Below are 23437 nucleotides of genomic sequence, written 5' to 3'. Positions count from 1 at the left end.
GAAACGCCCGGTCCCATCCCGAACCCGGAAGCTAAGACCCACAGCGCCGATGGTACTGCACCCGGGAGGGTGTGGGAGAGTAGGTCACCGCCGGAACACCATTCACGGTCGAGGACCCCCAACCACACGTTGGGGGTCCTCCCGCATTTAACCCCCACAACACAAAACCAGCTGCCGGACCACCGGGCCAGGCCGCCTGTGAGGCCGCCCCGGCCCTCTGTTCAGACGGCGGAAAGTCCGCCGGCGAGGACCGCAGTGGATCTGCCTGAATCGGCCCCGGCGAAGGGGCGTCCGCTCTCGGCGCAATTTGGCCGCGATCGGCGTCGATTCCAGTGATTTTCCCCAAAAAACGCCGAAAACACGCGGAATTTGCCACCTCTGAGGCGCCAAGCTGGTAAGTTTTCGAACAGTGGTTTGTACGCATGCCGTGTGCAGGCTCCAAAAATCATGACCGTCCAGGAGGACATAAATGGCTAAGAACCGTAGTGAACTTGTTGCAGAGGTCGCAGGCAAGGCCGGCACCAGCCAGGCAGCAGTCAACTCCGTGCTCGACGCACTGTTCGAGGTCTTCGAGACCTCTGTCGCCGCGGGCGAAAAGATCACCATCCCGGGCTGGCTCGCAGTCGAGCGCACCGACCGTGCAGCTCGCACCGGCCGCAACCCGCAGACTGGCGAGACCATCCAGATTGCCGCTGGCCACAGCGTCAAGCTGACCGCCGGCTCCAAGCTGAAGGCTGCAGTCGCCAAGAAGAAGTAGTCTTCTTCGCAGGCTTGAAGGGAGCGGCAACCCTCGGGTTGCCGCTCCTTTTTGGTTCCCGGCCGTCTCCCGCCCCATCCGCGCCCGGTCGCCTGGACCGACCCCCAAAGCCGAACCGTTGGGGGCCGATTCGCTGAGCAGGACGGCGTAGCGGACAATGGAGGTGTGCCTTCCGCAGCAAATCCCACGCCCACAACCGCAGCGCCCGTTCCCCCCGGGGACACACGCGGCCCTGGCCAAGGTCCTGGCGGCATTGCCCGGCCGTGGCTGATAGCCGGCCTCAGCGCGTTGTTCGTGGGCCTGGCCGTGGCACTCATCTTTTCCGGCGCGGCAGCCGCCCGCGAGGTCTCGGATCCGGGTGCGCTGGTGCGCTGGGGGCTGCCGGTGAGCAAAGCGGTCCACAACGTCGCCGTGGCCACCGTGATCGGCGGCCTGATCTTCGCCGTCGCGATCCTCCCGCGGAACCGGAGCGGCTCCCGGACCAAGGAGCAGGACGGCCCGGAACATCCGGCCTTCACCCGGGCGCTGGCCGTGGCCGCCGCGGCCGGCGCCGTCTGGACGCTCTCCGCGATCTCCGTGCTGGTCCTGGGCTATGCGGACATTGCAGGGCAGGGCATCTCCGGGGATCCGGAATTCACCCGCTCCCTCGTGTACTTCATGACGGACATCGAAACGGGACGTGCCTGGCTGGCTGTCGTGATCATCGCGGCCGTCGTCACCACAGCCCTTTTCGGCGTGCGATCCCGAGGCGGCCTGGCACTGACCTTGCTCCTTTCGCTGATCGGGCTGGTCCCCGCCGCCCTGATCGGGCACTCCTCAAGCTCCAGCGACCACGAGGGCGCCATCAACTCGCTCGGCCTGCACCTGGTGGGCGTATCGGCCTGGGTGGGCGGCATCATCATGCTGGCGATCCTTTCCGGCGTCCTGACCGGCACCGGCGCCGGCGGGCGCACCTCAGGTGCGTCCGCGCGCACCGCAGACATCACCGAGCCGACCCTGCGCCGGTTCTCGTCCCTTGCGGGTTTTGCCTTCGTTCTGGTCTTCGCCTCAGGGGTGATCAACGCCAGCATCCGCCTCACCACCTGGGCAGACCTCTTCGGGTCGGCCTACGGGCAACTGATTCTCGCCAAGACGGCGGCAGTCCTTGTGCTGGGCGGCATCGGGCTCATGCACCGCCGCTGGGTTATCCCGCAGCTGGGCAACCGAGGCATGGGCAGGTCCGCGCGCCAAGTGCTGTGGCAGCTGGTTATCGTCGAACTGATCATCATGGGAGCGACGTCCGGGATCGCCGTGGCGCTGGGACGCTCTGCCCCGCCGCAGCCCACCACCTTCGCCCCCGACGCGTCGCCGGCCTTCATCCTCTCCGGCTACGAGCTCCCGCCGCAACTGACCCCGGAACGATGGCTCACCGAGTGGCGGCTCGACTGGCTCTGGGTCGCCGTCGCGGCCTTTGCCCTGGTGTCCTACGCCCTCGGAGTCCGGAAGGTGCTGCAACGGGGCGACTCGTGGCCCTGGTTCCGGACGGTCAACTGGGTGATCGGACTCGTGGTCCTCACCTACGTGACCTCGGGGCCGCCGTCGGTCTACGGCAGGGTGCTGTTTTCCGCGCACATGGTGGACCACATGGCCCTGACCATGGTGGCCCCCATCTTCCTGGTCCTAGGCGCCCCGGTGACGCTGGCGCTCCGGGCGCTCACCCCGCGGCGCGACAGTTCGCGCGGACCGCGCGAGTGGCTGATGATCTTCATCCACTCCAAGTTCTCGCAACTGGTGACCCATCCGCTGTTCGCGGCCGCCAACTTCGCCGGCTCCATCGTGCTCTTTTACTACTCGGACGCGTTCGGCTACGCGATGCGGGACCACGTGGGCCACGAGCTCATGAACCTGCACTTCGCCCTCACCGGCTACATCTTCGTGCTCACCATGATCGGCACCGATCCGCTGCCGCGCCGCGCACCGTACCCCATGCGGCTGCTGCTCCTGCTGGCCACCATGGGCTTCCACGCGTTCTTCGGCGTCGCCCTCATGGGAGGCACGGGGCTGCTGGCCGCGGACTACTTCGGCAACCTGGGGCGGACGTGGGGCCCCTCGGCCCTGCTGGACCAGCAGATGGGTGGCGCTGTGGCCTGGGGCATCGGCGAAGTGCCCACCCTGCTGGTGGCGATTGGCGTCGCCGTCATGTGGTCCCGTTCCGACGCGCGCGAGTCCAAACGCACCGACCGGGCGGCGGACAGGAATAACGACGCCGATCTCACTGCTTACAACGATATGTTTGCCAAGCTGGCCGAGCGCGACGCCAGGCTTGCCGAACGCAATTCAAAGCTGGAAGGACGCTCATGACCGAAACCGTACGCACCCATCTCCGGGTCCGGGCCTCCGAACTGGTCGGCCGCAACTGGCTGAACACCGGTGGCAAGTCCCTGGACCTCGAATCCCTGCGCGGCAAGATCGTGCTGCTGGACTTCTGGACGTTCTGCTGCATCAACTGCCTGCACGTCCTGGACGAACTCCGTCCGCTCGAGCAGCAGTACTCGGATGTCCTGGTGACCGTCGGCGTGCATTCGCCCAAGTTCGAGCACGAGGCCGATCCCGTGGCACTGGCGGCCGCCGTGGAGCGCTACGAGATCCGCCACCCGGTCCTCGACGACCCCGAATTGGACACGTGGAAGGCCTACACGGCCCGGGCGTGGCCCACCCTGGTGGTCATCGATCCCGAGGGCTACATCGTGGCGCACCTCTCCGGTGAAGGCCACGCGGACGGCCTCGCCGTGCTGATCCCCGAACTGATCGCCGAGCATGAGGCAAGGGGCACCCTGCACCGCGGCGACGGCCCCTATGTGGCGCCGGAACCGTCGTCGGGCACGCTGCGCTTCCCGGGCAAGGCCCTGTTCCTGCCCGACGGCCGTGGCGTCGGAAGCGCCGGGGACGGCTCGTGGCTCGTGACCGACACCGGCCATCACCGGCTCGTGGAACTCTCCACCGACTTTGAGACGCTGCTGGCCACGTACGGCTCCGGTGTAAAGGGCCACGCCGACGGCAACGCCGCGACCGCCCGGTTCAATGAACCGCAGGGCCTGGTGCTGCTGCCCGAGGACGTCGCCGCGGACGCCGGCTACGACGTCGTAATTGCCGACTCCGTGAACCACCGGCTCCGCGGACTGTCCCTCTCGGACGGAACCGTCCGGACGCTGGCCGGCAACGGCGTGCAGCGGCTGCTGGAAACCGGCCCGGCCCGCGTGAACGAGGAAGGCGCCGCCTACGGTACCCGGCTCGAGGCGGATCCGCTTGGGGTGTCCCTGAGTTCGCCGTGGGACGTCGTCTGGTCCAGCAAACTCAACGCCGTGGTGGTGGCGATGGCTGGGGTGCACCAGATCTTCAGTTTCGAGCCGACCTCCGGCGCCGTAAAGATCATCGCCGGCAACGGCCTCGAAGGTCTCCTGGACGGCCCGGCCGCTGAAGCCTGGTTCGCCCAGTCCTCCGGTCTCGCCGAAGACGCCGACGGCAACATCTGGGTGGCTGACTCCGAGACCTCCGCCCTGCGCAAACTCGTGATTAGCGACGCCGGCAGCATCACCGTCGAGTCGGCCGTGGGCAAGGGCCTGTTCGACTTCGGCTTCCGCGACGGCCCCGCCGCAGAGGCGCGGCTGCAGCACCCGCTCGGCGTGACGGTGCTCCCTGACGGCTCGGTGGCCATCGCGGACACGTACAACGGCGCAGTGCGCCGCTACGACCCGGCAACGGGCACGGTTTCCACGCTGGCACGCGGACTGTCCGAGCCCTCGGACGTGATTGTGGACCACACCCAGGTCGCCGGATCCGAGCCGTTGCTGGTGGTGGTCGAGGCCAACAAGCACCAGCTGGTGTACGTGCCCATCCCGAAGGAAGCGCAGCAGGTGGACGAGGGCGCTGCGCAGACCCACCGGCCCAAGAGCCCCGTGGCGCCCGGGCCGCTCGAACTGGCGGTGCGCTTCACGGCGCCCACCGGGCAGAAGCTGGACGACCGGTGGGGCGATCCCACCCAATTGAAGATATCGTCCACACCGCCCGAACTGCTGGTTTCCGGCGGCGGGACGTCCGTGGGGCTCCTCCGCACACTGGAGCTTTCCTCCGACGTTGCCGAAGGCGTCCTGCACATCACCGCCCGCGCGGCGGCGTGTGACGGACCCGAAGACGCCGACGGCGAGATCCCGGACCACGCCGCCTGCCACCTGTACCAGCAGGACTGGGGAATCCCCGTGCTCCTGCAGGCCGACGGCGACACCGAGCTGGTCCTGGACCTGCGCGGAATGGACTGACCCGCTGCACCGCTGCTGATCCAAAGGCTGCTGTCCGTGACCTCACGTCACGGACAGCAGCCTTTTGGCTTTCAATGGTGGCGGAGGTCCTGGCGGTTCTCTCGGATGGGCCAAAGTCTGCCCTGCGTGACGGGAAGAGACACTGCGGCGGGGAATCCCCCGGTTCTAGTAGTTAACCGGGTGTAGTTGTTAACCGGGTCTAGTAGTTGAGCTGCGGCGTGAGCTTGACGGTGTCGCCGTCGATGTCCAGGCGGGTCGTGAAGCTGAAATCGTGTACCGAGTTGATGTCGGACACGGCGCCGGTGAACAGGTCCACCTGGCGGGCCTTGATCCGGGCCTTGCCGTCCAGGGGCGCCACCACCCAGCGGCCGCCGAACGGCTCGATGCTGACGGTCGGGTAGTCCGTAATGCTCCAGTCGATGGTTCCGTCCATCACGCGGTTGTTGGTGGCGTGGTAGAACGGGCAGTCGGGCTGCAGCATCTGCTGCTTGTCGGCCTCGTCGGCGCAGGAGTCCAGGAACTCCTTGACCTTGCCGCTCACGGCCTCCTTCAGGGCACCTGTGGCCTCGGTCAGCAGGTTCAGCGAGCCCGGGCGCGCGTCCCCGCCCGCCACGGTGGCCCGGCTGGCCGGGGCGGAGAAGTACTGGCCGTTCAGCGCGGCCTCGTACTCGCCGGGGTAGAAGACAGCGAAGGAGTTGCGGCCGTTGGGCATGTTCACCGGTACCCCGTTGAGGGTGGCCTCGCTGGAGTTGACCACAGTGACGTCCAGGACGGGCAGCGCGGAGGGGACGAAAGACCATTTGTGGAAGAACAGCCACTCGGTGCCGGAGCGCTCCAGCAGGAACTCGGCGTGCAACTGGCTGCCGTCGATCGTGTAGTCCATGGGCACCATGACCTGATTCGCGCCGCGTTCCTCAGCGCCACCAAGCTTGACGTCGGAGATGCGGGCGGCCGCGGTTTGCAGTGCGGTTCCGTCGAGCATCGCCGGGTTGCTTTGCGGCACGGAGGCGCGCAACAGGCCCAGCGCCTTTTCGCCATCGCCCTTTTGCAGGGCGCTGAGATATTCGCGGACCGGCTGCTGGGGCCCGGCAACGGAGTCGTTCACCAGGTTGATGGACACGATGGCCCCGGCCACGGCAAGCATCAGTCCGAGCAGCCACACTGCCGCGATTTTGACCAACGCCTGACTCATCTGCACGATTCTTACGTTACCTGCACCCCACAGGAATCCCTGTGTCAAGGTGCGCATCTGTGACGCGGAGCATGGCGGGCCAAGACCATTCGGTGGGATGCCCCCGTGGTCATCCCTAGCGCCGGCGGCGCTTCGAGGAAGTGCCGAAGACGCCGCGGAGCAGCTCCCTGCCGAGTTGGGTTCCCAGCGAGCGGGCCATGCTCTTGAGGCCTCCGCCGAGGGCCCCCGCGAGGTCGCCACCGATCCCACCGCCGGCGATGCCGCCGCCGTCCGTCGGCTGCGCCGGCCGTGGGGCCCGCCGTTCAGGCGCGTTCGCGTGTTCGGGCGTCCCCGGCGCCGGCGCTGGACGGCTGCTGGGACGGCCAAGGATTTCTTCCTCGATCCGTCGGGCTTCGGCATCGATGGCGTTGGCGTCCAAGCTGCCGCCCTGGTCCGCGCCGCCTTGGCCCGCGCCGCCCTGGTGCGCGGTCCCGGCGGCCGGTCCGGTGGGGGCAGCGCCCTTCCCGGCGATCTTCTCGTAGGCCGAGATGTTGTCGACCGCGGTGCCGTACTTGGGCAGGAGCGCGGAGGCGGCGACGGTGCTGGAGATCAGGGCGTCGGTGCTGGGCCCCATCACGGATTCCGGGGCGCGGAGCCGGGTCAGTGCCACGGGAGTTGGCGCGCCCTTCTCATTCAGGACGGTGATAACGGCCTCGCCGATGCCGGCGGTGGTGAGGGTCTCCTCTAGGTCGTAGTCGCTGGTCGGGAAGGTGGAGACGGTGGCCCGGAGGGCCTTGGCATCCTCCGGGGTATAGGCGCGGAGGGCGTGCTGTACCCGGTTTGCCAGCTGGCCGAGGACGTCGGCGGGGACATCCTTGGGGGTCTGCGTCACGAAGAAGATGCCGACGCCCTTGGACCGGATGAGCCGGACGGTGGTGGTGATGGCGTCGAGGAAGGCCTTGGAGGCGCCGTTGAACAGCAGATGCGCCTCATCCAGGAAGAACACCAGCTTGGGCTTGTCGAGGTCCCCGGCCTCCGGCAGGTCCTCGAAGAGGTCGGCGAGCAGCCACATCAGGAACGTCGAGAAGAGCATGGGCTTGGTCTGCAGCGTGGGTAGCTCCAGGCAGCTGACCACGCCGCGGCCGTCCGGCGCGGTACGCAGCAGTTCGGCGGTGTCGAACTCGGGTTCGCCGAAGAACGTCTCCATGCCCTGCGCCTCAAGCGTGATCAGTTCGCGCAGGATCACACCGGCGGTTGCCTTGGAGAGGCCGCCGAGTTCCTCAAGCTCGTCCTTGCCCTCGGCGGAGGTCAGGAACTGGATGACGGCCCGCAGGTCCTTGAGGTCGATCAGTTCCAGGTTGTTCTTGTCCGCGAAATGGAAGACGAGCTGCAGGCTGGATTCCTGGGTTTCGTTCAGGTCCATGACCCGGGAGAGCAGGATGGGGCCGAAGGAGGTAATGGTGGCGCGGACCGGGATGCCCTGGCCGTCGCCGCCGAGGGCCAGGAACTCCACCGGGAAGGTCTTGCCGGCCCACGCCTGGCCGATGCTCTCCGTGCGGGTCCGGAGTTTGTCGCTGCCCGTGGCCGCCGTGGCCAGCCCGGAGAGGTCGCCTTTGATGTCGGCAAGGAACACGGGCACGCCCGCCGTGGAGAGCTGTTCGGCCATCATGTGCAGCGTGACGGTCTTGCCGGTGCCTGTCGCCCCGGCCACGAGGCCGTGCCGGTTCATCATCGCGAGCGGCAGCCGGACGGGGGCGTCCTTGTGGAGTTCGCCATCGACGATCGCCGCACCGAGTTCGATCGTGGGGCCGTCCAGGGTGTAGCCCTTCTGGATCGTGGCGACTTTATCTGCAGTGGATTTGATGGCCATGCGGTTAGCTTAGCCGGGTCCGGGGTTCCCGGACCCGGCTAAGACTGGCCTATTCCGCGGGACGCGCACACCGACTGTGCCGCCCCATCGATGCCGTGCCGGCGGCCCATCGACGCCGTGACGGAATTACGCCACCGATTAGCGTTTCTGCGATTCTGCCTTAGACTGTGGCATGCCCAACTCGTTCCCGCGCATCGTACTGGCCTTTGTTGTGACCCTCGGCCTTGTCCTCTTGGGCGGAAGCCCCGCCTCGGCCGTCACGGCCAGCACCTCGGGACCCGGAATCGATGTGTCCTGGCCGCAGTGCGGCAGGACCCTGCCAAAGCAGCCCGCCTTCGCAATCGTCGGCGTCAACTACGGCCTGGCCAACAACACGAACCCGTGCCTGGCAAGCCAGCTGGCCTGGGCGAAGACCGCAAAGTCCCCCGCAGCGACAGCGCAGCCCAGAGTGGCCCTGTACGTGAACACCGCCAACCCCGGCCGGCAGGGGTCATGGTGGCCCACGTCGAACACCTACAACGGGGTGAAGGTCACCAACCCCTACGGCAACTGCGCCCTGGGGTCGTTCAAAGCCTGCTCCTACATGTACGGGTGGGCCAAGGCGTCCGACGACGCCAGGCGCCGCGGGGTCAGCAACCCGCAGTCCTACCTCTGGTGGCTGGATGTGGAAACGGAAAACACCTGGCAGGCAGACACGGCCGCCAACGTCGCCGTCCTGGAAGGCATGACCGCCTACTTCAAGAGGATCGGCGCGCGCGTGGGCCTCTACTCCACTGGCTACCAGTGGGGGAAGATCGCCGGATCCGTGAAGTTCACCAGCCCGCTGGCAGGACTGCCGAGCTGGCTCGCTGGAGCGGGATCGGCGGCCGGCGCCAAGCAGAACTGCGCCCTGCCCGGGCTCACCCCGCGCAGCCGCGTCTCGATGACGCAGTACATCTCCGGCGGCCTCGACTACAACTACTCCTGCAGCTGATCCCGCTGAACCGCTGAAGCAGACGCTGAAGTAGAAGCAGAAGCTGGCAAGAAGCAGCCGGCCCAGCTGGGGGTGGGCTGTCCGCGCGGTCCAGAATCATGTGCAGAAATATGTGCAGAAATATCCCGGGGGCCGCCGTCGTTGATGCCAGTGTGCCCGCGCCGGAAACCCGGCGCCGCCCAGGACCGCAGTTCCAAACTCCGGCCCGCACACTGCTCCGCTACGAAAGGCCGGCTTTTCCGTGACTGTTCCGCTTTCCATTCTTGACCTTGCAACCATCGGCCCGGGCCAGACGGCGGCGGAGAGCTTCGCCGGAAGCGTGGCCATGGCGCAGCTCGCCGAGGACCGGGGCTACCGGCGGATCTGGTACGCCGAGCACCACAACATGTCCGCGATCGCCTCTTCCGCCACGAGCGTGCTGATCGCCCACGTCGCGGCCCACACCTCCAGCATTCGGCTCGGCGCCGGGGGCGTGATGCTGCCCAACCACTCGCCGCTGACCATCGCGGAACAGTTCGGCACGCTCGAAACGCTGCACCCGGGAAGGATCGACCTCGGGCTGGGCCGGGCGCCCGGCAGCGACCAGAACACCATGCGCGCCCTGCGCCGCGATCCGATGTCGGCAGACAGCTTCCCGCAGGACGTCCTGGAGCTCCAGGGCTACCTGACCGGCCCCACCCGCATCCAGGGCGTGGAGGCCACCCCGGGCAAAGGCACCAACGTGCCGCTGTACATCCTGGGCTCGTCCCTGTTCGGCGCCAGGCTGGCCGCCCAGCTGGGCCTGCCCTACGCCTTCGCCTCGCACTTCGCGCCCAACGCGCTGCAGGACGCGGTGGCCGTCTACCGCCGCGAGTTCCGGCCCTCTGCGCAGCTCGACGCCCCGCATGTGATCGCCGGCGTCAATGTCGTTGCCGCGGATACGGCCGCGGAGGCGCAGGCGATGTTCCAGGCCACCAAGCGGGCCAGGGTCTCCCTGTTCTTCGGCAATGGCCGTGTGTTCAGCGACGACGAGGCGGACATGATCCTGGACTCGCCCCAGGGCCAGCACGTGGCGCAGATGATGAAGTACTCCGCTGTGGGCACTCCCGATGCCGTCCTGGCGTACCTCGAGGAGTTCACGGGGCACGCCGACGCGGACGAACTGATCGTGGCGCATCAGAGCACCGGCACCGAGGCCCGGCTCCGTTCCGTGGACCTTCTGGCCGACGCCGCCCAGCTCGTGCGGGCCTAAGAGCCTGCGCGCCCAACTGCCTGCGGGTCTCACGGCGGCCCGGGCTACAGTTCCCGGCGGGCGCCCTCGGACGCGGTGACGGGGAAGATGTGCGGGGCCGTGAACCCGGCACGGGCGAAGTCGCGTGCAATGCCCCCGGCCACGTCGCCGGCGTCGTCGCTCCGGACCAGGGCGAGGGCGGCCCCGCCGAAGCCGCCGCCGGTCATGCGCGCTCCGATGGCGCCCAATTCCTGCGCGCCGGCCACGGCGAGGTCGAGCTCGGGCGTGGAGATCTCGAAGTCGTCGCGCATGGACAGGTGCGACTCGTTGAGGAACGGCCCGATGGCGGCCGCGCCGGAGGTCCGCAGCGCCGCGACGGTGTCCAGCACCCGCTGGTTTTCCGTGATGATGTGGCGGACCCGGCGGTAGGTCTGTCCGTCGAGCTGTGCTGCGGCGCGGGGGAGATCATCCGGGCCCAGTGCCCGCAGGCTGCCGACGCCCAGGCGGCGGGCACCGTCCTCGCAGGACCGGCGGCGGCTGGCATAGCCGCCGTCGGCATGGGAATGGCTGGTGCGGGTGTCGATCACCAGGAGCCCTACGCCGGCACCGGCGAAGCCCAGGGCAACGGTCTCGGTCACCAGGCTCTGGCAGTCGAGCAGGATGCCATGATCCGGTTCGCCCAGGAGCGAGGCCGACTGGTCCATGATGCCGGTGGGTGCGCCGACCACCCTGTTCTCGGCCAGCTGGCCGATCCGGGCTAGTTCCTGCCTGTCCAGCCCCAACTCCCAGAGATCGTTCAGGGCCAGGGCCACGGCGCATTCGACGGCGGCGGAGGAGGACAGCCCGGCGCCGGCCGGAACATCCGAGGTCAGCGCCAGGTCCAGGCCGGACATCCGCGAGGCACCCCCGGAACCGGCGCCGTCGGGCGCGCCGGCAGCCGCCGCGCGGGACATCGCCCAGGCCACACCCAGGGGGTAGGCGGCCCAGCCGGTCAGGGCATCTGGGTCCAAGTCCTCGAGGCTCACCTCCATCATGCCGGGGAAAGAGCTGCTTGTGACCCTGAGCAAGCGGTCTGCACGGGCGCGGGCCGCTACCGTGGTGCGCTTGTCGATCGCGATCGGCAACGCGAAGCCGTCGTTGTAATCCGTGTGCTCGCCGATCAGGTTGACCCGCCCGGGCGCCGACCACAAGCCGTCCGGCACGCCGCCGAACTGGCTGGAAAAGTACTCGCTTCCCAGTTGAAGGACCTCATTCATGGCTGGGCGGCTTCCTGTTCTGTTGCTGGCAGTTCTGTGCGGAATGGCTCGAGCCCTGCCGTAGGCGGTGGTGGCGATGCCTTTTCCATGGCCTCGCGGAGCCGGGCGGCAGCCGTTTCCGGCGGGATGTCCGCGATGAATGCGCCCATCGCGGCCTCCGAGCCTGCCAGGTACTTGAGCTTGTCCTCCTCCCGGCGGGGCGAGGTCAGCTGCAGCATGAGCCGGATGTCGTCGCGGTGGGCGTGGACGGGAGCCTGGTGCCACGCCGAAATGTACGGAGTGGGCGTGTCGTAGAGGGCATCGACGCCGCGCAGGAGCCGGCCGTACAGCCGGGAGAACTCATCGCGTTCCTCGCCTGTGGTGGCGGCGAGGTCCGGGACGTGCCGGTGCGGGAGGATATGGACTTCCAGCGGCCAGCGCGCGGCAAACGGGACAAACGCCGTCCAGTGCTCGCCCTGGAGCAGCACCCGCTCGGATTTCTGCTCGAAACTGAGGATGTCCTGGAACAGCGAGCCGCCGTAGCTCTCGATCGTGCGGACCAGTTGGGCCGTACGGGGCGTGATGTACGGGTAGGCGTAAATCTGTCCGTGCGGGTGGTGCAGCGTCACGCCGATCGCTTCGCCGCGGTTCTCGAACGGAAAAACCTGTTCGACGCCGGGCAGCGCGGACAGCGCGGCCGTCCGGTCCGCCCAGGCTTCCACCACGGTGCGCATCCGGGACAGGGGCAGCCCCGCCAGGGACCCGGTGTGTTCGGGGGAGAAGCACACCACTTCGCACCGGCCCACAGACTGCCGGCTGCGCCCCAGCCCCACCAGGGCGAGGTCGTCCAGGCCCTCCGGCGCGCCGGCTCCCGCCAGGTCCGGTCCGAAGGACGGGGACTTGTTTTCGAAGACGGCGACGTCATAGAGGCTCGGAATCTCCGAGGGATTCTCCGGCGACGCCGGGGCCAGCGGGTCCAGGTGCGAGGGCGGCAGGACCACCCGGTTCTGCCGGGCGGCCGCGATCGAAATCCACTCCCCGGTCAGGACGTCCTGGCGCATGGTGGCGGTAGGCGGACGGAGCGCCGGCTCGCGGAGATCGTCCCCCCGGTCCGGGGGCAGGACGGTATCGGCATCATCGAAGTAGATGATGTCCCGGCCGTCGGAGAGCTTATAGGAGCGCTTCGTAATCTGGCCCATGGTCAGGAGTTCCTTACGGGGTGGCCGCCGGTTGCGGCTGGAACGGCGGCTGGAACGGCGGCGGTGACGCGGCGGATAGCCAGCAGCAGCCCGTGCTCCGGGTTCAGGACAGGCATGGGGAGGCCGGACTCCGCCAGGAACCGTCCGGTCGCCTCGACGCCGCCTGCAAGCCACGCCGGAGACACCGCCTGCAGGAACGCACGCCTGTCATCGGCCGCCGGGTAGACCGCTTCCACCCGGTACGCGGCGTCCGGCAGCAGCCCTGGCAGGCAGACCCGCCCCGGGACTTCGGCGAACGACGTCGCCACGGACACCAGGGCGAAGAGGGCCTCCCCGCCGTCATGGGACACGACGCCGTGGAGCCGGAGGGCCGGATCAGGCTCGTCCGCCCGTACCATCCGCCCGCTGTGCAGCAGGGGCCGGTACTGCTTGAACAGCGTGATCGCCCCGGCAAGCTCGGTGCGCTCGGAATCGGCGAGGTGCCGGACATCCCATTCGAGGCCGAAGTGGCCAAACATCGCGGTGATCGCCCGGAAGGAGAGGTCGTGCGTTCGCGCGGTGGTGTGGCTCGTGGTGGGTCCGATGTGCGATCCGACGAGCTCCGGCGGCACCACCACACCGGTCCAGCGCTGGATGGTCTGCCGTTCCAGGGCATCGTTGCAGTCCGAGGCCCAGATCCGGTCGGTGCGTTCCAGGATTCCGAGGTCCACGCGGGCGCCCCCGGAGGAGCAACTTTCAATCTCGACGTCCGGGTGGGCCAGGCGCAGCTCGTCGAGGAGCCGGTAAACGGCCCGCGTCTGGGCGTGCACGGAGGGGCGCCCGGCGTGGCCCATTTCGGTCAGGTCCCGGTTCTGGTCCCATTTCAGGTAGCTGATCCGGTATTCGCTCAACAGGGCATCGAGCCTGTCGAAAATGTACTGCCAGGCCTCCGGATTGACGAGGTCGAGGACCTGCTGGTGCCGCCACCGTTCCGGCAGCCGGCCGGCCGGGCTGCCCCCGCCGCTCCGTGGTACCGGAGCGGCGATCCAGTCCGGGTGGGCGCGGGCCAGGTCGGAGTCTTCGTTGACCATTTCGGGTTCCACCCAGAGACCGAATTCCATGCCGTGGCCGGTCACCGCGTCGATCAGCGGGGCCAGGCCGCCGGGCCAGAGGTCCTCGTCGACGTACCAGTCGCCGAGGCCGGCCTGGTCGTTGCGCCGGCCGCGGAACCAGCCGTCGTCGAGGACGTAGCGTTCCACGCCCAGCCGGGCGGCGGATTCGGCGAGATCAAGCAGCACCGGCATCCGGTGGTCGAAATACACCGCTTCCCAGACGTTGAGAACCACGGGACGGGCTTTGCCCGACCGCACGCCGGGGTGGTGCGGGCGGCTCCGGAACCAGGTGTAGAAAGCATCGCTGATGCCGTCCAGCCCCGCGGCGGAGTACGCCGCGAACAACCACGGGGTCTCGTAGCTGGCGCCCGCGGCCAGGCTGATCTCGCCGGCGCCGAGCAGTTCCGAGGCGCCCAGGACGGTCCGGCCGTCCGCTGCTGCGTCAACGAAGCTCTCGTGGTTGCCGCTCCAGCCCAGATGCACGGCCCAGACCTGCCCGTGGCGGTTGCCGAATCCGGGCGTGCCGGCTGCCAGCAGGAGGGAAGCGTCATGGCCGGTCCGGCCGTGCCGGCCCGAGCGGACCCACGTGCCTTGGTGCAGCGGCAGGCGCTGGGGGTGGGACTCCCGGCACCAGCGGCCGGTGAGGTCCAGGATCTCTGTGGCGGCGCGGCCCACCGGCAGCACGGCCGCGAGTTCGTCAAGGCTGTACGGGCCGGCGCCGTCGATATCGAGCCGGTGCCGTAGCTGGAGCAGGCCGCCGTCGTTGATCCTGATCTCCGTGCGGACTCTGACGCCGGCCTCGGGGTCCGCCTGGGTGATGACGGCCGAGCACTCGTGCGCGCCGGTCAGCTCCCCGCCGGAACGCCCCCCGCCGGAACGCTCAACACTGACAACGCGCAGCCGGGTCGAGAACGCCTGGCCATTCCGGTGGCCGCGGAGGCCGGGCCGTCCGCGCCAGCCGGAGGACGCCTGCGGGATCAGCCCCAGCGTGACCGGAACGTCGAGGGCCGAGCGCGGGACGGCGTCGCCCAGCAGCGAAAGCTCGGGCAAGGCCGGGCCGAGGTCGGCGCCGAAGTGCAGCATCGCGGCCTCGCCCGTGCTGAAGTCGATGAGCAGGGACGTGCCGGAGCGACGCAGGTACAACGGCTCCAGATCCGACGGCAACAGGCCCGGGACGCCCAGGGGGGAGCGGGTCTCGGCGGCAAGGGTGAGGTCCGGGTTGTTCACGGCAGCTCCAGGCGTAGTGGTTTGGGGGTGGGCGGGCCTTGCCGTCAGCCTGCGGCTGCTGTGGGGCTCGTGGCTGTGCTGATGCGCCGGGCGTCGCCGGTACTGGCCAGGCGGAGCCTGCCGACGCGCTCGCCGAGGATGCGCCGGGCCTCGCTGCCGAGGAGGTCGTCGCTGATCAGTTCGTCAGCGTCCTCCAGGCTGGCGATGGTGCTGATGCCAAGGGTGCCCCACTTCGTGTGGTCGGCCAGCACCACCACCCGCCGGGCCGCGGTGACGAAGGCCCGGTCGGTTTCGGCTTCCAATACGTTGGGGGTGGTGAACCCGGCGTCGGCGTCGACGCCGTGGACGCCGAGGAACAGCACGTCCAGGTGCAGCTGCTTGAGCGAGGACGTGGCCAGCGGCCCGACGAGGGCATCGGAGGGTGTGCGCTCGCCGCCGGTCAGGATCACGGTAGACAGGGACGAACTCTGGTGGAAAACGTCCGCGATCCGCACCGAGTTGGTGACCACCGTGATCCGCGGCCCGGCGGACAGCAGCTGGGCCAGCGCCCACGTGGTGGTGCCCGCGCTGAGCCCCACCGCCATGCCCTCGCGCACTTGTGCGGCCGCCTCCTGGGCAATCGCCATCTTCTCGTCCTTGAGCTGGGTCACCTTCAGCTCGAAGCCTGGCTCGTGGGTGCCGGCCCCGCCGGGCAGCTTGGCCCCGCCGTGGATTTTCTCCACGGAGCCGGCCGCGTCGAGGGCCTCGATATCCCGCCGCACGGTCATCAGCGAGACACCGAGCATCTTGGCGAGGTCCGCGACACGGACGATCCGCTCACGTTGGACCTCCGCGAGGATGGCGGAATGGCGGGCTGCGGCTAGCATGTGGAGTCCTTACAGGCTTGAGTGGCTTGAGTGGCTGGCGGACGTGCCGACCAATTGGGCGGCACGGGAACGGACGACGGCGACACCTCCGGCCGCGAGGCCGAGCCCGCCGTCGAGCTCGGCTCCGGAGAGCAGGTCGACGCCTTCCAGCGGCAGCCTGACGTCGTGGGCCCCGTGGTTAATGCAGAACGTCCAGTCAGTGCCGTCCTTGCTGCGCCGGGCAACTTCCACATTGTCCGGGAGGTCCGGAATGAGCGGCTGCACCCTGGCATCGGCGCAGACGACGGCGAGCAGTTCGCCCAGGCCCTCTGGTGCGAGCGTCGTTGCGACATAGTAGGAGCGGCCGCTTCCGGCGCGGTTGCGGGTCACGGCGGGAGAGCCGGCTGCCGGTCCCTCTTCCACGGTCGCGAGGACCTCGGCGGTGGTCGCCCGCCCCAGTTCGTTCCAGCAGGTGCCCGCCCCGAAACCGCTGAGCCGGACGCTTTCGCCGCCGCGCAGCGGAAAGAATTCTTCCATCCGGACGCCCAGCAGTGCGCTGAACGCGCCGGGGTAGCTGCCGAGCCTGATGTGGTCATTTTCGTCCACGATACCGGAGAAATACGTCACCACGAGGTGGCCGCCGGCGCGCACGTACGCGTCCAGGTTCGCGGCCCCGGCATCGCTCACGAGGTACTGCATTGGTGCGACGACGAGCCGGTAGCCGGAGAGGTCGTCGGTGCTCTGGCGGAAGTCGGTGGGGATGCCGGCACGGTAGAAGGCATCATGCCAGCGGCGGGTTTCCGCGATGTTGGAGGCATCCACGCTCGGGTGCGAGTCCAGTTCCGAGGCCCAGCGGGCGTCGGTGTCGTGGAGGATCGCGACGTCCACCCGGCCGGATGCTCCCGTCACCACCGAGCCGCTGATTTCGGCGAGGCTGCGCAGCGCCTGGCCGAGCTGGACCACTTCACGCCAAACCTTGGTGTCCGTGCCGGCATGCGGCAGCAGCCCGGAGTGGAACTTCTCGGCGCCCGCGCGCGAGGCCCTCCACTGGAAGAAGAGCGCGCCGTCGGCGCCGCGGGCAACGTGCTGCAGGGAATTGCGCAGCATCTCACCGGGCGCTTTGGCGATGTTGCGGGGCTGCCAGTTCACGGCAGAGGTGGAATGCTCCATGAGCAGCCACGGCTTGCCCTTGGCCCAGCCGCGGGTGAGGTCCGCGGTTGCCGCCAGTTCCTGGAAGTTTCGCAAGTCCTCGGCGATGAGGTAGTGGTCGTTGGAGACCACGTCCATCTCCTCGGACCAGCGCCAGTAGTCCACGGGCTGGTGCAGGCCCATGTTGAACCCCATGAAGTTGGTGGTCACGGGATGCCCTGAGTGTGAGCGAATGATCGCGGCCTCGGCCTTGTAGCATTCGAGCAGTTCATCGGAGGAGTAGCGGGCGAAGTCCAGCTGCTGGGTCGGGTTAACCCAGGTCCCGGAGGTGCGCGGCGGCAGGATCTGCTCCCAGGCCGAGTAGCGCTGGGACCAGAAGGCGGTGCCCCACGCGGCATTGAGGGCCTCGAGGCTGCCGTACCGGTGTTCGAGCCAGCGCCGGAAGCCGGCGGCGGCGCCGTCGGAGAAATCCGGCTGGTTGTGGCAGCCGTACTCGTTGTGGACGTGCCACATCACGACGGCGGGGTGGTCCTTGTACCGGACGGCGATCTGCTCGGTCAGGGCCGCGGCGGCCCGGCGGTATTCGGCGCTCGAGGCCGCGAACGCCTGCCGGGAACCGTAACTGTGCCGCACGCCGTCGGCCGTTACCGGCAGGGACTCGGGGTACTTGTGGCTGAACCAGGGCGGCGGCGATGCCGTGGCGTTCGCCAGGTCCACCCGGATGCCGTTCGCGTGCAGCAGGTCCAGGACCCGGTCCAGCCAGCCGAACTCGTAGACGCCCTCGGACGGCTCAAGCAGGGACCAGCTGAAGATGCCCACGCTGACGAGGTTGACGCCGGCCTCGCGCATCAGCCGGACGTCCTCGTCCCAGGTTTCCTCGGGCCACTGCTCCGGGTTGTAGTCGCCGCCGAAGGCCAGCATCGGGGAGCCCTCGGAGCCGAGGCGGGCGGTGATGTAGTCCATGTGGTTGTTGTTGTGGTTGAAGCTGTTGTCCACGTTTATCCTTTGCTGGAGCCGAGGGTCAGGCCCGCCACGAAGTGGCGCTGCAGGAGCAGGTAGATGATCAGGGCCGGTATGGCCGTGATCATGGCGCCGGCGGCGATCAGGTTGTAGTTGGAGAGGAACTGGCCCTGGAGGTTGTTGATCGCGGTGGTGACCGGAAGGCGGTCGCCGCTTTGGATGAAGAGCAGGGGCCAGAAGAAGTCGTTGTAAATGAAGATCACCTCGAGCGTGCCCATGGCGGCCAGGGCAGGGCGGCACAGCGGCAGGATGATGTCCCAGTACTGGCGCCAGACGCCGGCCCCGTCGACCAGGGCTGCCTCGGTCAGTTCGGGGGACAGGGCCTTCATGTAGTTCGAGAGGACGAACGTCACAAAGCCGATCTGGAAGGCGGTGTCTACGGCAATCACGCTGATGTACGTGTTGAGCAGGTTCCCGGAATCGCTGACGGCGTACGGCAGCTCGAAGTGCTTGAACATTTCAAAGAGCGGCGCCGCGAGCACCTGCGGGGGCAGCAAGTTTCCGGCGGTGAACATGATGAGCAGGGTGATGTTGAACTTCCAGCTCACCCGGCTGACGGCGAAGGCCATCATGGAGGCGAAGAAGAGGATCAGGAACACGGTCGGGACCGTGATGAGCACGGAGTTCCAGAACAGCTTCGCAAAGCCGCCCTGCGTCCAGGCCTGGATGAAGTTGTCGAAGTTGAAGGCCCCGCCGGTGCTGAAATACCCGTACTTGTCCGTGTCCGCCTTTGGCCGAAGGGCAGTGAAAATGGCCCAGCCCAGCGGTACCAGCCAGATAGCCGCCATGACGATGAGGAAGACGTGGGTGCCGTAGTGCCGCTTGCCCTGCTTGTTGTTGGCCGGCCGGCCCGGCCGGGGGCGGGCCCTGCCCGGACCGGAGCTGCTCTGCCGGGCGTCTGCCGGCGTGCCGGCCGCGGCGGCATCGGTTGGATGGGCGATGCTCATGCCTCTTTGTCCTTTCCGAACGCGCGGGACAGGTAGAACGTGATGGGGATCAGCGAGATGACGAGCAGGATGACCGCCAGGGCCGACCCGATGCCGATCACCTGCCCCTCGCCCACCAGGTTCTGGATGACCAGGGCGCTGATGAGTTCCAGGCCGTTTGTGCCGCGGTTGATCACGTAGACGATGTCGAAGGCCCGGAGGGACTCGATAACGGTGATGACGATGATGATGACGTTGACCGGACGCATGGCCGGGAAGATCACCCGGAAGAAGGTCTGGACCGCGTTGGCGCCGTCAATCTGGGCCGCCTCCCGCAGGGTCGGATCCACTCCCTTGAGCCCTGCCAAGTACAGGATCATGACGTAGCCGGCGTGCCGCCAGGTGGCGGCGAAGAGGGCAGCCCAGATGTTGACGCTGGAATCCCCGAACCAGTCGACGGCCTGGGGCGTGCCCGCCGTGCCGAGGACGAAGTTCAAGAGGCCGCTGTCACGGTTGTAGAACAGCTGCCAGATGATGCCGATCAGGGCCAGGGACAGCATCACCGGGGCGAAGAAGATGCTCTGGTAGATCCGCGTGCCGCGGATGTTCTGGTCCAGGAGGACAGCCAGCAGCAGCCCCAGCGGGGTGGCGACAAGTGCCAGGAACGCCAGCCACAGCACGTTGTGCTGCATGGCCGGCCAAAACGGCGGGTAATCCTGGGCGATGAACTGGTAGTTCTCGACGCCGGCGGGCTTGATGTCGGTCAGCTCCAGCCCGTTCCAGCGGGTGAAGGACAGCCCGACCGACATGAGCGTGGGGATCCAGACCAATACGAGCTGGATCAGCGTGGGGACGCCCACCATCAAGCCGAGCACCAGTTTGTCGCGGCCGGACAGCCGCCGAACCCGCCGCGCTGGGGCGGCGGCTGCCTTGCGCCCCCGCGCCGACGGATTGGTAGAGACACTCATGGAGATTCCTTGCCTTGGGAAATGCAGAGGGGAATGCTGTGGAAATTGCGCGTGCGAAACGCGCGGCCAGGCGCGCCGCTACTGGGCGGCGTACAGGGACTTGGCCTGGGCTTCCAGGTTCTTCACATCGACGGTGCCGTCCTTGATGAAGGACTGCAGGGCCGGGATCATCACGTTGTTGGCCATGGCGGGCAGGGCATCGCGGTCGAAGAACTGGCTGATGTTCTTGGCGCCGCTGATGGCCTCGGCCAGTTTCTTGTTGAGCGGAGTGAACTTAGACGTATCAGCGCCCTTGGCGGTGGCGATGTTGGACGAGTCAACCGAGGCGTACACGTCCTGTCCCTCCGGGGTGCCGACGTAGGCCAGGAAGTCCCGCGCGGCTTGGTTCTGGCCGCCCTTCTTGGAGAGCAGGAGGCCGTCGATGGGTGCCTCGATGGCGTCCTGGCCTTCCACCGCGACCTCGGGGAAGGGGAAGAAGTCGATGTCGTCGGCGATTGCCTTGTCCGTGTACTGCTGGGTGAGGAAGGAGCCGAGCAGGTACATGCCGGATTTCTTGTCCGCGAGGGACTTCGCCGAGTCCTGCCAGGTCATGCCGAGGGCGTTCGGGTTCTGGTACGGCAGCAGGGCCTTCCAGGTGTCGAAGACATCGCTGACCTTCTTCTGGTCCCAGCTTTCCCGGTGCGCGGTGAGGTCCATGTGGAACTGGTAGCCGTTCAGGCGCATGTTCAGGTAGTCGAAGGTGCCCATGGCGGGCCAGCCGTCCTTGTCCGCAAATTCAATCGGGATCAGGCCGTCCGCCTTCATTTTGGCGGCGAGGGTCTTCAGCTCATCGAACGTCGTGGGGACGGTGTAGCCCTTTTCCGTCCAGAGGCTCTTCCGGTAGAAGAAGCCCCAGGGGTAGTTGTAGTTCGGGATCAGGTACATCTTGCCGTCGGCGCCCGTCGAGGCCTTTTTCAGGGCGTCGGAGTAGTTTCCGCCGACCTTTTCCCAGACGTCGTCGATCGGGGCGAGCAGTCCCTTGCCGGCGTAGTACTGCATGCGGTAGCCGGCGAACCACGTGAAGGAATCGTCCGGGCTGCCCTGGAGGTAGGTGTTGATTTTGTTCTGGAAGTCGTTGTGCGCCACCACGTTGGTGGTGATCGTGATGCCGGACTTCTTCTGGAAAGCGTCCGTCACCGCCTTGTAAGCGGCCTTGGGGACCTCGTCCGAGGAGCCGGATCCGAAGGTGGCCGTCGTGGCACCGCTGCTGGCAGGTGCGCTGCCGCCCGTGCAGGCTGTAAGCAGGGGAATGCCGGCCATCGCGACTGCTCCGGCGCCGAATGTCTTCAGCAGCGTCCTCCGGTCCCACCCGCCTTGGCTGGAGGCCCGGAGCAGTGCGTCTTCGTGCATGGTCATAATTTCTCCTTTGAAATAATGCGGGGTCGCGTGAAGCAGCTCACATAATTAGCTATCATATTCGCACAATAAAGAACGTCAAGTAGCAAAAAAGAACATTACGATGCCCGCGGCCGGCGCTGTGGGTGGCGCCGCTGCGGCATTGTCGCTGTATTTCTGCCAGGGGCAGCTTTGTCCGTTGACTTAGCACCGACCCGCTCTTAGCGTTAAGCCCCTCAGGGTGCCGACGTGGTCCGCCGGTTGGCGGTGGTGCCCGGATCCGCGGATACATGGCGAAAACCCAGGTGCACCCATGAAGATCAAGTCCACAGCCGCCGCCACGCTGCTCATCCTGCTGTTCCTGGGTGGATTGCTCGGCGGCGCATCCGCGCCGGCCGCGGCGGTCGGTGCCACGTATTACGTGGGCGCGGACGGCAATGACGCCAACGATGGGACATCGCCACAATCGGCCTGGGCGACCTTCGATATGGTCAACGCCACCATTCTGCGGCCCGGGGACTCGGTCAGCTTTCGCCGCGGAGATGTCTTTTCCGGGGGCCTTGTGGTCGGCAACAGCGGCACCAGCCGGCTCAGGATCACCCTGAATGCCTACGGAAGCGGCGATCTGCCTGTCGTTACCGGGGGGCTGGCGGGTACTTGCGTCAGGCTCGACGGCGACTACATCACCGTGGACGGCTTGCGGACGGAATCGTGCGGCTATGCGGGCTTCAGCATCTACGGCGACCACGGTTCCATACGGAATTCCGCCGCGGACAAGAACGCCGCGGGTATCAAGGTGAGCGAGGGCTCCGACTTTGGCAGTTACGCCAACAACACACTCGCTGACAACAGCATCATGAACGTCAACACCCAGGGGGAGCGGTGCGGCACCGCGACAGCCGTGAAGTGCACCGATGATTCGGGTGCCTTCGGCTTCCTGGTCAACGGGAGCGACAATGAGTTCTCCGGCAACACCATCACCGGCTCCACCGCGTTGTCCTACGACTTTGGCCACGACGGCAGCGCGTTCGAAATCTTCAACGGCAACCGGAACAGGATCCACCACAACGTGGCTGTGGATAACAACGTCTTCTCCGAACTGGGGCGCGGAAGGGGCGGAACTGCCGACGGCAACACCTTTAGCTACAACCTCGTCCGATCCACCTGCGGCCCCAATTGTTCCCAGGCCATGGGGCTGATTGCGCGCGGCAGGACGTCGTCCTTCGGCCCGACCAACGGCACCACGTTCGAATACAACACCGTATGGCTGGACGGCCCGGACTCTCAGGCCTTTGTCTGCCACGCGTCATGCCCGGCTTCGACCGTCATCCGGGGAAACATCCTGGTAGCCGCCCGCAACGCGCTGTGGATGGACAGCTCTGGCTGGACGGAGCAAGGGAACGTCCTCAACGGCCCCATCAACATCGTTCCCAGCGCCACCTCCACCACCGAACCGGCCGACTTTGTGAATGCACCCGCCGATCTCCACCTTTCGGGCGTGAGCCCGGCCATTGACCGGGCCGGGATCAGCCCGTTCCCCATGGATCTGGACGGGCGGTCGGCCAACCAAAAGACCGACTGCCAGGGCGGTGGCGCGGCCGATGCGGGAACCTACGAATACAGGCCAGCCAACTGCTGAAACGCGTGGCGGGGCGGCTGCTCTGATGCCGGCCGGGCCGGCGCTGCGCAGTGCCCATCCTTGACAAGCAGCAACTGAACCGGACGTCGCCCACGCGGCCGGCGTCAGCAAGGGTGCCGTGCCTACGCCCTCAACGGCCAGCCCGGGGTGAGCCCGGACACCCGGGAGCGCATCCTCAGGGTGGCCAAGGACCTCGGCTGGAAGCCGAGCCTCCGGGTGAAAGGACTGTCCTCAGCAAAGGCCTATGCGCTGGGCCTGGTGGTGGCCCGGGACCCTTCCCTGCTGGGAACCGACCCGTTCTTCCCGGCCTTCATCGCCGGGATCGAGACCGCGCTCGCCGAGCACGACTACACCCTGGTCCTGAGCGTCGCCACGGCTCCGGGCGCCGAGCACAGCTAGCTCCCAACGCACTGTTTTGTTCCCGGCGGCCATCTCCCGGGCGGCCATGTTCCCGGCGGCCAGCAGACGTTACATACCTGCAACCGCCG

The 23437-nt window shown here is 67.5% G+C and carries 17 protein-coding genes and 1 rRNA gene; 8 read left to right on the top strand and 10 right to left on the bottom strand.

The features are described 5' to 3' along the window. The 4 genes from rrf to MRBLAR12_RS23065 form a co-directional block, all read left to right on the top strand. Positions 1-96 (top strand): 5S ribosomal RNA (gene rrf / locus MRBLAR12_RS23080); the annotation flags it as partial. 373 nt (positions 97-469) lie between these two features. Next, positions 470-757, top strand: a complete 288-nt coding sequence (locus MRBLAR12_RS23075; protein WP_011776355.1) for an HU family DNA-binding protein — start codon at positions 470-472, stop codon at positions 755-757. Between the two features lie 165 nt (positions 758-922). After that, on the top strand, positions 923-3097 hold the full coding sequence (locus MRBLAR12_RS23070; protein WP_414645570.1) for a cytochrome c oxidase assembly protein: 2175 nt from the start codon (positions 923-925) through the stop codon (positions 3095-3097). Next, complete coding sequence (locus MRBLAR12_RS23065; protein WP_229995052.1) at positions 3094-5052, top strand: NHL domain-containing thioredoxin family protein; 1959 nt, start codon at positions 3094-3096, stop codon at positions 5050-5052. The genes MRBLAR12_RS23070 and MRBLAR12_RS23065 overlap by 4 nt, the downstream gene beginning before the upstream one ends. 199 nt (positions 5053-5251) lie before the next feature. Here the strand turns inward: MRBLAR12_RS23065 and MRBLAR12_RS23060 are convergent, their stop codons facing one another. After that, complete coding sequence (locus MRBLAR12_RS23060) at positions 5252-6244, bottom strand: hypothetical protein (protein WP_229995051.1); 993 nt, start codon at positions 6242-6244, stop codon at positions 5252-5254. Positions 6245-6359: 115 nt separating this feature from the next. Further along, positions 6360-8093 carry a helicase HerA-like domain-containing protein gene (locus tag MRBLAR12_RS23055; RefSeq protein ID WP_364748743.1) on the bottom strand — a complete coding sequence of 578 codons (1734 nt, stop codon included), beginning with the start codon at positions 8091-8093 and terminating at the stop codon, positions 6360-6362. 172 nt (positions 8094-8265) lie between these two features. On the opposite strand from MRBLAR12_RS23055, the gene MRBLAR12_RS23050 reads away from it, so the two are divergent. Beyond that, positions 8266-9066: a hypothetical protein gene (locus MRBLAR12_RS23050; protein WP_229995049.1), complete on the top strand. Its 801-nt coding sequence runs from the start codon at positions 8266-8268 to the stop codon at positions 9064-9066. A gap of 241 nt (positions 9067-9307) precedes the next feature. Beyond that, positions 9308-10297, top strand: a complete 990-nt coding sequence (locus tag MRBLAR12_RS23045; protein ID WP_364748740.1) for an LLM class flavin-dependent oxidoreductase — start codon at positions 9308-9310, stop codon at positions 10295-10297. Positions 10298-10341: 44 nt separating this feature from the next. Here the strand turns inward: MRBLAR12_RS23045 and galK are convergent, their stop codons facing one another. From galK to MRBLAR12_RS23005, 8 genes are all read right to left on the bottom strand, one after another. Continuing rightward, the gene (gene galK / locus MRBLAR12_RS23040; RefSeq protein WP_364748738.1) at positions 10342-11532 is read right to left on the bottom strand and encodes a galactokinase; all 1191 of its coding nucleotides are present in this window, start codon (positions 11530-11532) and stop codon (positions 10342-10344) included. Then, positions 11529-12710, bottom strand: a complete 1182-nt coding sequence (gene galT / locus MRBLAR12_RS23035; RefSeq protein ID WP_229995046.1) for a galactose-1-phosphate uridylyltransferase — start codon at positions 12708-12710, stop codon at positions 11529-11531. Before galT ends, galK begins: the two co-directional genes overlap by 4 nt. 2 nt (positions 12711-12712) lie before the next feature. Then, positions 12713-14953, bottom strand: a complete 2241-nt coding sequence (locus MRBLAR12_RS23030) for an alpha-galactosidase (RefSeq protein WP_229995053.1) — start codon at positions 14951-14953, stop codon at positions 12713-12715. A 119-nt stretch (positions 14954-15072) separates the two neighbouring features. Beyond that, the gene (locus MRBLAR12_RS23025) at positions 15073-15894 is read right to left on the bottom strand and encodes a DeoR/GlpR family DNA-binding transcription regulator (protein WP_364748735.1); all 822 of its coding nucleotides are present in this window, start codon (positions 15892-15894) and stop codon (positions 15073-15075) included. A gap of 9 nt (positions 15895-15903) precedes the next feature. Next, positions 15904-18018, bottom strand: coding sequence for a beta-galactosidase (locus tag MRBLAR12_RS23020; RefSeq protein WP_229995044.1), 2115 nt, complete (start codon positions 18016-18018; stop codon positions 15904-15906). A 2-nt stretch (positions 18019-18020) separates the two neighbouring features. After that, positions 18021-18989: a carbohydrate ABC transporter permease gene (locus MRBLAR12_RS23015; protein ID WP_229995043.1), complete on the bottom strand. Its 969-nt coding sequence runs from the start codon at positions 18987-18989 to the stop codon at positions 18021-18023. Continuing rightward, positions 18986-19936 carry a carbohydrate ABC transporter permease gene (locus MRBLAR12_RS23010; RefSeq protein ID WP_364748731.1) on the bottom strand — a complete coding sequence of 317 codons (951 nt, stop codon included), beginning with the start codon at positions 19934-19936 and terminating at the stop codon, positions 18986-18988. Before MRBLAR12_RS23010 ends, MRBLAR12_RS23015 begins: the two co-directional genes overlap by 4 nt. 78 nt (positions 19937-20014) lie before the next feature. Beyond that, a complete protein-coding gene (locus MRBLAR12_RS23005; RefSeq protein ID WP_229995041.1) occupies positions 20015-21331 on the bottom strand; it encodes an ABC transporter substrate-binding protein in 1317 nt (438 codons plus the stop codon). Positions 21332-21623: 292 nt separating this feature from the next. On the opposite strand from MRBLAR12_RS23005, the gene MRBLAR12_RS23000 reads away from it, so the two are divergent. Both MRBLAR12_RS23000 and MRBLAR12_RS22995 read left to right on the top strand, forming a co-directional pair. Continuing rightward, the gene (locus MRBLAR12_RS23000) at positions 21624-22949 is read left to right on the top strand and encodes a hypothetical protein (RefSeq protein ID WP_229995040.1); all 1326 of its coding nucleotides are present in this window, start codon (positions 21624-21626) and stop codon (positions 22947-22949) included. A 147-nt stretch (positions 22950-23096) separates the two neighbouring features. Beyond that, on the top strand, positions 23097-23348 hold the full coding sequence (locus MRBLAR12_RS22995; protein WP_229995039.1) for a hypothetical protein: 252 nt from the start codon (positions 23097-23099) through the stop codon (positions 23346-23348). Positions 23349-23437: the final 89 nt, after the last annotated feature.

The organism is Arthrobacter sp. LAR12-1-1.1, from assembly GCF_040676555.1.
Lineage (GTDB): Bacteria > Actinomycetota > Actinomycetes > Actinomycetales > Micrococcaceae > Arthrobacter.
Note: the sequence above shows the minus strand (reverse complement) of the source record. Positions and strands in the feature narration are given on the sequence as shown.